We start from the raw sequence: 11,986 nt of genomic DNA on the forward strand, positions 1-11,986 counted from the left end.
TGGATAACCCCAGTTAAAAAATCTGCACTACCACCAGCTGGATCAATGACAGCTTGATAGGGTTTAATATCTAAAATATTAACTATAAAATCAATTATAGCAACAGGTGTATAATATTGTGCCATATTAATTTTATCTAAAATTTTTGAACTAAACTTCATAAAGAAATCTTGTGGTACGCTGGATTTACTTTTAATAAATGAATATGGTTGTAAAAGTTTTATTACTTTTTGCAAGTCATCATATTTAAAAATAAGTTCTTTTTGTACTTGCTGTCCTTGCACAAAATTTCTTTGATAATAATCATATGCATCTGCTCATAATTTTTCAAATACTGCAATATTTGTAGTTAATGCAGTAAATTTTAAATCATGTTTATGAAATTGTTCATCATAATATTTCGCTAATATCACCTGAAAAAGACCTTTATATCGTTCATTTTTTCCATAACCAAGTGAATGAATAATCAAATCTAACTTATCAAATAACACTTTTGCATTTTGTATTGGGACTAATTCATCAAATTTAAATAAAGCAGTTTTAAACTCTTCGCCATAATTAGGTAGCATTGATAAATTGTATTCATTGCCTTTATAAAAAAGTTTTTGATGACTACCATTATAAAAAATACCGTATTTGGCTTTCTTTAGATCTATTGCAGTTTGCAACTGATATAAGATTGCTTCTTTTATTTCTTTTTCACTGATATCATCTCTTTTAACTTCTGCTACTAATAAATATGAATCACCATCCTTAATCGCTAAATCAATTAGTTTTGGATGTGAACCTTTGCTACCTACTTGCATTTTTTCTTCTAAGTATATAGCATCTTTGTTATAATTTTTTGAAAGCAATATGTTTATTAAATCAATTCTTAATTTTTCTTCAGTTGATGTTTTACCATCTTTTGCTTTTTCATTGATATTTAATTGACCTCGGATTGGACATATTAATTTAGACATTTTTCTCCTATATTTAAATATTACTATAATAAATTGTATTTATAAATTTATTAGTTACTTTATTGAAATTTTTGCAATTTTTGTTTTATAAATGTAATAGATAAAACAAAAAAGCAGTGATTTGTCATTAAAAATCTTATAAATGGGAATTTTATTCCATATAAATGAAAACTATGTTATCAAAAATACAATTTTTGCAAAAAGTGATGTGATTTGTTAAAGTTTTAGTTATAAAAATTTATAATTATTATGATAAAGGAGTTGTAATGTCAAAGTATAAAAAATGATGATTTTCTGCTGTTATTTTAGCTTCTACATCGGTTGTAGTTGCTGTCGCTTGCAATGGTGAAAATAGCACTCAAAAAAGTGATGGATTTGATAAATCCACACCTAATAAAGATAAAAATCCTAATAAAGGTAGTACATCACCTGTTATAAATCCAAAAGAGCAATCAAAACCCCCTACTTCAACAAATCCAAGTGAAACTAATCCGATTAAAAATACACCACAGCAATCTAATCCAACTAAACCTACTAACAATCCAGAAGATGGTAAACTATCAGAAGATAAAAAAAAGGAGAAGTCACCTGAAAAAACAGATCAATTTGGAGAGAATAATAATCAACAAAAACAAGAAGATACAAAACCTATTGATAAATGGGCAAAAGATAATGCAAACAATCTTTTTAAACTCGTCTCAGTTGATAATCTTAAAGAATTAATTTCAAAGAATGAAAAACTTTTTTATAACTACGAAACAAGAAAATTAGTTAAACAACCAGTTGAAACAAAATATTTGAAAGTGAAAGAACTAGGCAGTGATTCAATTTTTGATGTTTTTAGTTTAAAAACCGATTCAGAATATCAGCCTGCAAATGCAAATGAACCAACAACAAATAATGGAACTAAAACATTTATCAATGGACAAATATATTATGTGATAAAAGGTAATGTTATTGCATTTTCTTATAAAATTGCACAATATATACCTAAACAAGAACCAATTATTTCAAATGATATTTATTGATCAAGTTTTAATATTGAAAATGGTCAACAAGTTGATACACCTGATTCGTTGAAACAAGAGCAAATTAATAAATCAGAGCAATTACAAACTATCAGCGAGCCTTTTAAAGTTTATTCTGATAATGCTGATGAATTTATGAATATGTTAGATGATTTAACTTCTGATAATAAACAACTTCCGGATTTAGTATATTCAGATGGTAGTTTTAGCTTTGATAAGCACAACGAAGACTTAGGAGATTATATTACTTTTAATAAAGATGATTATGCTAAATATATAATTGGTTCAGATGCATCAAAACCAACTCATTTTAAGATGAATTGAGATACAGATACCGAAAAAATTACCATAACATATAAAAATAAAAATAATCCAGATAAAATAGAGACTCAAGTTATTAACCTTGATAGTGATGATGAAAATAATCCAGTCGATAATTCAAAACAACAAACTCCTAATAAGCAAAAAGATAATAAGAATCCAGAACAAACAAGTGGAGTGTTTGTTTTAAATGTCAAAGAATTTAACAAAATAGCAGAAAAATATGATAAATCACAAGGTTCAAAATATAAACATAAACTTTATTTGTATAAAGGTAATTTCTTAGGTTTTTTTGGACAATCAAACGAATCAAGCAACCAAATATTGAATTTTAATAAAGGTTTTGATCAAACAAACATTGCTGGTGATCAAAATGATTCAAAATATTTTGCAACATCATTAGATAAAGATAAAAAAACCTTTACAGTAACTTACTTTAACAAAAGAACAAATCAAGAAGAAAGTCAAACATTTACATTAACAACAGATTCAAAAGATGATTATTCTGATAACTCACAAAGAAACTTAAATACTAGTAGCACTAAATTAGATAAAAATCAAACTGTTTTTGTAAGACCACCGTTTGGAGTAAAGTTTGAAATAAAAAATAACACCCAAATGCCACCGATAATAACTGTTTTTGATCACCTTGATTCACCTGGAGCGAAACTTAAAAACTCTAGCAAATATAGCGAATCGTTTGTTAAAACAACATCAGAATTATATAAAAGTCGTTTTAACAATTTGGTAGTTAAAAAGAACGGAGCTCAAGAATTTTCTGAATTTGTTGCTATCCCGCAGTTATTGAATTATTATAAAAACTTAGATAGCAACAATGAATCACTTGTAATTTTTGGAGGAGATACAAATATTGATTCATCCAACTTTAAAGTAGATAAATATTTCTCATCTGATGTTCATCGAGTACTTGTTTCAGATTCACCAAAAAACCCGGATTGATACACATCTTTAAACACAAAAAGTGGTTATGCAAATCCGTATGATAAAATGTATTATTTAAACGGCGAAGATTCATATTATGATACTATTACAACATCTGATGATGCTAATTTAAAATTTAAAGTTGACACTTATAAAGCATTTAAAGAATATATAAAAAATACTAATCAATACGCAGGTTATGATAAAGACAAAAATTTTAATTGAAATATAAGATATAGAATTTCTGATCATGCACCTGTTTTTACAGATGTAAAAGTAAAAAATATTACAGTAAATACAGCAAAATCAACTGATTCAAATTATCCAAAACCAGCAAATACTATAAGAATAGCACACTGAAATATCGAAAATTATGGTAAAAAAACTACTGATTACAAAAGTACTGCTGACTTTAAAATAGATGCTATTGCCACCTTGATTAAAAAAGTTGGTTTTGATGTTATAGGTTTAACTGAAATAAACGATAAACAAGGAAATTCGGTTAACTACATCTTAGATGAGTTAAATAAAAATGGAGGTAATTATAAATTAATTTTACAACCCCGTGAACAAACATTGTGACAAAACACAAAATATGCTTTTTTTCAAGGTGGAGCAACTGAGCAAATTGCTATTATATATAATGCGAATGTATTACAGCCAACAAATTTTACTAAAACAAATCAAAATAGTGCTTCATTTCGTGAAAGCATAAATTTATACGGAGAAGTGATACCTAAAAATTAATATTCAACATTTTTCAAGTTTTAAATTATGATAAAATAACTATAATGTAGTTATTTTTGGAGGGGTAATGTTACGGATAATAAGTGGTTTATATCGTAGTAGAAAGATTAGTCAGCCTGATTTAAAAGATACAAGGCCTACAACAGATAAAGTTCGTGAGGCTGTTTTTGCTTCATTGCAGTTTAAAATAGAAAATAAAAGTTTTTTAGATCTTTTTTCTGGTTCGGGTGCGATTGCGATAGAAGCATTAAGTAGGGGTGCTTTGAAAGTATATGCAGTGGAAAAAAATATAAAGGTCTTTAGAGTGCTACAAGAAAATTTGCAGAGTCTAAAAATAGATACAATTAATGCTGTAGCATCGGATGCTTTGAATTTTTTGCAAGTCAATACAATGAAATTTGACTTCATCTATCTTGATGCTCCATATTTAGATTACAAATTACTTAATGATACTTTGCAATTAATTTCACAAGCAAAAACATTAAATATTGATGGAGAAATAATAATTGAGACAAATAAAGTTTCTGAAGTAGTCATTCCTGATGACTTTATAGTTTATAAAAGCAAAAGATATGGAAAGGTAGATATTTTATATCTTGCTTATGCTCAATAAAATCATCACAGTTACTTGTACAGAGTTAAGTTATCAAGGATTAGGTGTATGTCGCGAGCATGCTAAACCTATTTTTGTGCATGATCTTTTTGTCGGTGAAAAGGCAAAAGTGCAAATTTATAAAGAAACTACTAAATTTGCTTTTGCAAAAGTAGTCGAATTAATCACTAAATCTGAACATCGTGATAAATCATATTCTTGCATCAACAGTGCTCCTCTGATTAATTTAGCATATAACCAACAACTTGCTTTTAAAGAGAATTATCTTAAATCACATCTGATTCGTAATTTAAATATTAACGAATCAGTAATTGATGCATTTCAACCGGCAATCCAAGAAACTCATTACCGTAACAAAATTAAGGTTCCATTAAAGTTGATTGATAATATTTTGCATTATGGAGAATATGATAGTAATTCAAATAATATTTTAGTAACTGATGATATAAAAATCCAAAATAATATTTCTTTAAATGGAACATTAGATAAAATAATTAATGCATTGAATCAATATTCACAAAAAAGTCGTCGTTATAAAGTTTTAGAAGCATTTCGAGAAATAACTTTAAGAATAAATCATATAAACGAAGCGCAAGTGTTATTCAATCTTTCTAATGAACAAAATGTTTATAGTGAAATAATCAATACTTTAAAATCTATTGAAAATATTATTCAATTGTATTTTTATCAAAATCAAAAATTAAAATTAATTTTTGAGAAAAAACCTTTTTCAATTTTGATAAATAAAAAATCCTTTGATGTGCATATAAATTCGTTTTTTCAAATAAATATTGAGATGGCTACCAAAATTTTTAATGATATGCATAAAAAAGTATCAGAAAACTTTAAACGAAATTTCATCGATTTATATTGTGGTGTTGGAATTATCTCACAATTAGTTGCTTATAAAAGACATAAAATCTTAGGTGTAGATATTTCAAGAGAAGCAATTGCTGCAGCAAAAGATAATGCATATGTAAATGGATTTAGATCGGCTAAATATATAAATGGCGATGTTTATCAAGTTATAGATTTGTATAATTTAGATATTAATGATACTATTGTCGTTTTAGACCCACCCAGAGCTGGTTTAGATGCAAAATTGACCAAATGATTGAATAATATAAATTCATTTATTTATATGTCATGTGAACCAAGAAGTTTTATACGTGATTTACAAAACTTACAACAACAAGGTTTTAAAATTAATTACATCAAAGGTTATGATATGTTTCCAAACACCCCACATTTTGAAATAGTCGCTTATCTTAGTAAGTAAACAAAGCAAGTAGGCGGAAGCACTACTACTTGCTTTTTTTACTTAAAGATTTTTAAAGATGAAATGTAATCATTCATATAATCGATATCCAATTGATTATAAGAATTAACGGGTAGTTTAATTTCTACATTCGGAATTTCACTTCGTAAGGTTCGACCATGGCCGATTGATTTAAAGAGTCTTTCACTGATAACGGTAGCAAGGTAAAACTTAGCTAATGGTTTATTATCAAATTCAGATTTGTATTTAGGAACAATATCACAAATATTCACAAAAGAAGTGGCACCAAATTCGAAATCACAATAATAGGTTTTCCCACCACCACCATCTCCTCCGTTAATGATGCAAATTTTATCACTGAATGTCTGAGATACTTTTTCTTTTATAAGTAAACCACCAATACCGTTATTGTCTTTTTTTGCTACTATTATTGGGATTCCGTTCTCATATTTATTTTCTAATTTACGATCAATTGATTTCTTTTGCATTCCTTTTGAAATAAATTCAATTACATCAGATATTTTAAAATATTTAAATTTAATATTTTGATATTTTTGCATATCTACAGGTGAGAAAATTAATTTATTACTGATGCCGCATAAAATTTTGGCAGATAAATTTTCTCTTATATATTTTATAAAAGTGTTTTTATTTACTTCAAAAGGGCGATTTGTTGTAAATTTTTCAAATGCAAGTTCTTCATCATATTTTAAATTTTGCATTACAGCTTGAAATTCTGTGTATTTACCCTTAAGAACTTCTTTAAGTCTTGCTACTTTTTCTTCATATAATTTAGTTTTCAATCGTTTTTCATTAGTATAGATAAATCCATCATTAGTAAAATCTACTAACAAAATATCTTGATTATGTCAGTGTGCTAATAATGCATCTGCATTTTGTCTTAGTGCATCTATTTTCTTGAGTGTTCGTGAATCATATTTTTTTAAAACTATCACTGATGTATTGACACCTGCATTAGGTTGAAATAAATCCCTAGGAAGTGAAATAATTTGTGTAATTTTAGACATTTCAAATATTTTTTTGAGATATGCAACATTTTTTGCATCTCTACCGTTTAGGTTTGTTTTAGGTATAATACATGCAATTAACCCATCTGGTTTTAAATATTTTAAAGTTGTATATAAAAACTTTAATTCATTATCACTTTGACTAAAGGGTGGATTCATTAAAACCTTAGAATACTCATATTTTAATCTTTCAAGTCTTTTAAAGCAGTCATCTTGATAAATTCGCGAACTTCCATCACCGTGTAATAGCATATTAATTCCTGCTAATGTCGAATTAAATTCGTCATATTCGATTCCAATGATTCTTTTTTCCTTTACTTCGATGCAAGCTTTATCAATTTGATATTCTTTTTCTTTTGCATTTATATTTGTTTGCTTTAAATAAAAATCATTTATGCTAGAAAACATATTAAACATTGCATTTACTAAAAAGGTACCACTCCCACATGTTGGGTCCATTATAACATCGTTAAATGGATCAACATCAATTAATTCGTACATTATTTGAGCGATGTGATCGGGTGTAAAAACTTCTCCTTTTTCATTTGAATTAGCTGAATTTCATTTACGAAAAACTTTTAAAAAAGCATTCATTATATCGTGGCCTTTATAGTCTTTGTGACTGATATTAATAAGGTTATAAATATTACGAATCGAATCAACTATTTCAATTAAGTCAGAAATTTTAGCCATTTTCAATGTCTTATCATCAAGGTATTTATAGATATTATTTTTCTTTTCTTGTTTTGATATATCTTCAGTAAGTGGAGTATCTTTTAGAGCATCCAAAATACTAGAAAGCAGCAAGCTTGTTGATTCACGATTTAACTTATCATCTCCTTGAAATTTATAACAAAGCATCACAGCACCAATAAACGGGACAGTCATTTGCTTGTTTATTTTTGCATTACGAAAAGAATTTGCAAGTTGCATTGCATAATTACTAATTAAAACTTCATTATTTTCTTTGATATCTTTAAAGTAGGTGTCTTTGTAGTATTTATGGTTTTTTACTTCAGATTCATTATCTAATAATTTTATTTCACCTTTATCATTCTTAATAAAAACATTTAAGTTTATACCGTTATATTGAAAACCGATGGTATTCTTATGTTTTTCAAACTTCATATAGTCATAAATTTGCTTTTCAAATTTTACCCCTTCTGCTTTAGCATCTAAGATAAAAATTACACCATCATAAAAATAATACCCATCTGGTTTTGTTGCTTCATATTTAGCATCAGATGTTTTTTTATAAAGAGGAATGGTACCATCAGTATTATTTTTTAGTCCTAATATATTAGTAAATGCTTCTACAATTTTAAACTCGCTGCGTGCCATAAAACCTCTATAATATTTTGTATTTTAATTCTACCATTTTTTTCTTATTGATTTTAAAACATCTCATAATTTTAAATTATTAACAAATTTATTCACAAACTATGTTTGAAATAGATACTTAGTAAAATATTTGTAAATTTAAGTAAGAAAAAAAATATTTTGGTAAAATAGTAATACTAAATAAATAAAGGAGTTATATGCCAAGAGAAGGTTATACATTAGCATGTACAAAGTGCAAAATGGAAAATTATATTTCAAAGAAAAATAAAAAAACTCATCCTGAAAAAGTAGAGTTAACAAAACACTGTCATAAATGTAATGCGCATACAGCACATAAAGAAAAGAAATAATGCAGCAATAACTGCGTTTTTTAATTTAGGAGTTTTATGAATCGTAAAAAATTAGATGAAATGTTCGCTAAAACTGGTGTAGAAGTTTTAATTTCTGAAGCACCACAAACAAGACTTTGATATGCCGGAGTTCAAACAACTGATGGATTCATCGCTATTGAAAAAGATAAAGCAACCTTATTTGTTGATGGAAGATATATTGAGTATGCACAAAAAAATGCAAAGAATGTAGAAATTGTTTTAATTAAAGGTGATGCAGTTAAAAATTGATTTGCAGCAAAGAACTTTAAGAAAATAGCACTTGAAAAAGAATATTTAGTAAAACAAGTTCAAGATCAAATTTTATCTTGAGTAAATCCGGATCATATTGAGTGAGTTTCAGCACAACATCTTAGAATATTAAAAGATGATGGAGAAATTGAGTTAATACAAAAAGCTGTAGATATTTCTATGCAGGCACTCAATGAACTTAAAGAGTGAATCAAACCTGGTATGAGTGAAAAAGAAGTTGCTTTTAAACTGAATTATTTATTAAAGTTAAAAGGTGCAGAAAAAGAAGGATTTGAGGAAATTGTCGCAACTGCTGAAGCTTCTGCGGAACCTCATCATCATCCAACTGATAAAAAACTTGTTAATAACAATTTACTAAAAATAGATTTTGGAGCTCAATACAAAGGATATACAGCAGATATTACACGTACCTTTATTTTAGGTGATGAAAAACTAGCAAATCCAAAGCAACTTGAAATCTTAGAAATCGTTAAAGAAGCAGCAGCAGCAGGGAGAAAAGCAGTTCGTCCTGGTATCAAAGCATCACAAATTGATAAAGTATGTCGTGATTTTATAGAAGCAAAAGGTTATGGACAATACTTTGTGCATTCTACTGGACATGGGTTAGGTATTGATGTACATGAGTTTCCTAATGTTTCAAAATTTTCTGATTATGTTTTAGAACCTGGTATGATAATAACAGTTGAACCTGGAATATATATCGAAGGTTTAGGTGGTGCTAGAATTGAGGATGATGTTCTAGTTACAGAAAATGGTTATTATGTCTTTTCTAGACCTAATGAAAATAAATAATGAACCAATGAAATGATAAAAATATCTTAACTTTGAGTGATTCCCTTGATGTTGGAGATGGATATAAATTGTATTATCGTGTTAGTGGAAACCGCTTTAGTGGATATCCTGTAATTATTTTACATGGTGGACCAGGTGCTTTTAATGCAAATCCATATTTAAGAATTTTTGATAAAAGTAAGTTTTATTTAATTTCTTTTGATCAAAGGGGATGTGGTTCTAGCAAACCAAAATGAATTCCTGATTCAAACACGATAGATGATCAAATTGAAGATATTGAGCGAATTAGAAAACATTTTAAGTTAAATAAAGTAACCTTATTTGCAGGAAGTTGGGGGACTACATTAGCATTACTTTATGCTATTAGATACCCAGAAAATGTTGCTTCTATGTTACTGCGTGGAATTTTCTTAGCACGTCAAGAAGACATTGATTTTCTATATGAACCTAATGGAGCGGCAACCTTTTATCCAGAAGCATATAAGAAATTTTATAATGCAGTTGCTAAATATGATGGTGCAAAAGTTTTGGAAAAATACTATAATGCTTGAACTAAAATCTTAAAATCTAAGAACGCAAAAGAAAAAGAGATTAAATTGATTCAAAACTTTTGCGAGTGAGAAGAATCAATTGTTACAATTGAACCACAAGAAAGGTATTTAAGCCGAAAACAAATTCGCCAAGTACCTGTTCTTCAAGAAGAACACAAAGATTTATTTTACAATCAATTACATTTCTTTTTAAATAAATCACTTTTACCTTCGGATAATTATATTCTTGAAAATGCACATAAAATAAAAGATATTAGAACATATATTGTGCATGGTCGTCAAGATGTAGATACCAGACCAATAGGTGCATATTTATTAGCTAAAGAACTAAATAATGTTAAATTAACTTTTATTAATGGTGCGGCACATTCAATCAATGAACCTGGTATCAATCATAAGTTAAAAGTATTTGCTGATAATATATATGATTATCTTACAGAAAATCACATCCAAAAATAGATGTGATTTTATAAATACGATTTTTTAATCGGATGCTCACTAGTAATTTTGACAACCTTGTTTTTTAATGAACTAAGTAGTCTTTGTCCTGCTTTGGTATCTGAATTAATAAGGTGTATATTTTTTAAAGCTGTATCAATAATGTCTGCTAATAATGCTCATTGTTTAAAACCACGACTAGTCATAGCAGCAGTACCAAGGCGGATTCCACTTGCTAAAAAAGGTGATAGAGTATCAAATGGAATAGTATTCTTATTTGCTGTAATATTAATTTTATGTAATACTTTTTCGGCTTCTAAACCGTTTATTTGATAGGTTTTTAATACATTAATCATAAATAAATGATTATCAGTTCCTCCACTAATAATTACTGCTCCACGACGCTTGAATGCATCGCAAAAACGCTTCGAGTTATTAATGATATCTTTAGCATATTGCTTAAATTGTGGTTGTAATGCTTCGTAGAAAGCAACTGCTTTACCAGCAATAGCATGAAACAATGGACCACCTTGATAACCAGGAAACACTCAACGATCAATTTTTTTAGCCAATTCAGCATCATTAGTCATAATTATTCCCCCACGACCACCTCGTAAAGTTTTATGAGTTGTAGATGTAATAATATGTGCATAATTAACCGGAGATGGAAATACTCCACCAGCTATCAATCCTGCTAAATGCGCAATATCTGCAAGCAACTTGGCACCGACTTTATCAGCAATTTGCCGAAAACGTTTAAAGTCTATTAATCTTGAATATGATGAATATCCACAAATAATCAAATCCGGTTTTTCTTTAATAGCTAATTCTTCGATTGCATCATAATCTAATAATTCATCTTTGGATAAATCATATGAAACTGATTGATAAAAAATCCCACTAAAAGAAATTTTATATCCGTGAGTTAAGTGCCCACCGCTATTTAAGGATAATCCCATAATTTTCCCACCTGAAGGTACACATACAGCAATAGCAGCAGCATTAGCAACTGAACCAGAATATGGTTGCACATTTGCATATTTAACACCATATAATAGTTTTAAACGATCAATAGCAGCTTGTTCGATCACATCTACATTTTCACATCCACCATAATAGCGTTTGTTAGGATATCCTTCTCCGTATTTGTTTGTTAACACACTTCCTTGTGCCTTTAAGACATCTTCAGAAACATAGTTTTCGCTTGCAATTAATTCGATGTGGTCCTCTTGTCTTTGTAGTTCGTTATTGATCGCATCGGAAACAACTTTATCATGTAGTTTAATTTTTGAATACATTTTTT

The 11,986-nt window shown here is 28.2% G+C and carries 9 protein-coding genes; 6 read left to right on the forward strand and 3 right to left on the reverse strand.

Going from position 1 to position 11,986, the window contains the following annotated elements:
* On the reverse strand, positions 1 to 962 hold a 962-nt coding region (locus tag ACXYRO_RS03640; RefSeq protein ID WP_458614342.1), incomplete at its 3' end, for a type I restriction enzyme HsdR N-terminal domain-containing protein.
* Between the two features lie 266 nt (positions 963 to 1,228).
* Between ACXYRO_RS03640 and ACXYRO_RS03645 the strand changes: the two genes are divergently transcribed.
* The 3 genes from ACXYRO_RS03645 to rlmD all read left to right on the forward strand — a co-directional run bounded on the left by ACXYRO_RS03645 (position 1,229) and on the right by rlmD (position 5,892).
* Positions 1,229 to 4,000: an exonuclease/endonuclease/phosphatase family protein gene (locus tag ACXYRO_RS03645; RefSeq protein ID WP_458614343.1), complete on the forward strand. Its 2,772-nt coding sequence runs from the start codon at positions 1,229 to 1,231 to the stop codon at positions 3,998 to 4,000.
* 67 nt (positions 4,001 to 4,067) lie between these two features.
* Positions 4,068 to 4,613 carry a 16S rRNA (guanine(966)-N(2))-methyltransferase RsmD gene (gene rsmD, locus ACXYRO_RS03650; RefSeq protein ID WP_435128396.1) on the forward strand — a complete coding sequence of 182 codons (546 nt, stop codon included), beginning with the start codon at positions 4,068 to 4,070 and terminating at the stop codon, positions 4,611 to 4,613.
* Complete coding sequence (gene rlmD / locus ACXYRO_RS03655; RefSeq protein WP_458607231.1) at positions 4,603 to 5,892, forward strand: 23S rRNA (uracil(1939)-C(5))-methyltransferase RlmD; 1,290 nt, start codon at positions 4,603 to 4,605, stop codon at positions 5,890 to 5,892. Before rsmD ends, rlmD begins: the two co-directional genes overlap by 11 nt.
* A gap of 38 nt (positions 5,893 to 5,930) precedes the next feature.
* Here rlmD and ACXYRO_RS03660 read toward each other — a convergent pair whose 3' ends face one another.
* Positions 5,931 to 8,261, reverse strand: a complete 2,331-nt coding sequence (locus ACXYRO_RS03660) for an HsdM family class I SAM-dependent methyltransferase (protein WP_458597424.1) — start codon at positions 8,259 to 8,261, stop codon at positions 5,931 to 5,933.
* 197 nt (positions 8,262 to 8,458) lie between these two features.
* Here ACXYRO_RS03660 and rpmG point away from each other — a divergent pair, with 197 nt between their 5' ends.
* Genes rpmG through ACXYRO_RS03675 form a run of 3 tightly spaced genes read left to right on the forward strand, consistent with a single transcriptional unit; the run spans position 8,459 to position 10,704 of the window.
* Positions 8,459 to 8,611 (forward strand): 50S ribosomal protein L33, encoded by a 153-nt coding sequence (gene rpmG / locus ACXYRO_RS03665; RefSeq protein WP_435128387.1) that lies wholly within the window; start codon positions 8,459 to 8,461, stop codon positions 8,609 to 8,611.
* 36 nt (positions 8,612 to 8,647) lie between these two features.
* Positions 8,648 to 9,694 (forward strand): M24 family metallopeptidase, encoded by a 1,047-nt coding sequence (locus tag ACXYRO_RS03670; RefSeq protein ID WP_458614344.1) that lies wholly within the window; start codon positions 8,648 to 8,650, stop codon positions 9,692 to 9,694.
* A complete protein-coding gene (locus tag ACXYRO_RS03675) occupies positions 9,694 to 10,704 on the forward strand; it encodes an alpha/beta fold hydrolase (RefSeq protein WP_458597420.1) in 1,011 nt (336 codons plus the stop codon). Before ACXYRO_RS03670 ends, ACXYRO_RS03675 begins: the two co-directional genes overlap by 1 nt.
* 8 nt (positions 10,705 to 10,712) lie before the next feature.
* On the opposite strand, the gene glyA is transcribed toward ACXYRO_RS03675, so the two are convergent.
* Complete coding sequence (glyA, locus tag ACXYRO_RS03680) at positions 10,713 to 11,981, reverse strand: serine hydroxymethyltransferase (protein ID WP_458614345.1); 1,269 nt, start codon at positions 11,979 to 11,981, stop codon at positions 10,713 to 10,715.
* Between the last annotated feature and the right edge of the window lie 5 nt (positions 11,982 to 11,986).

The organism is Mycoplasma sp. 4013 (genome assembly GCF_054353875.1).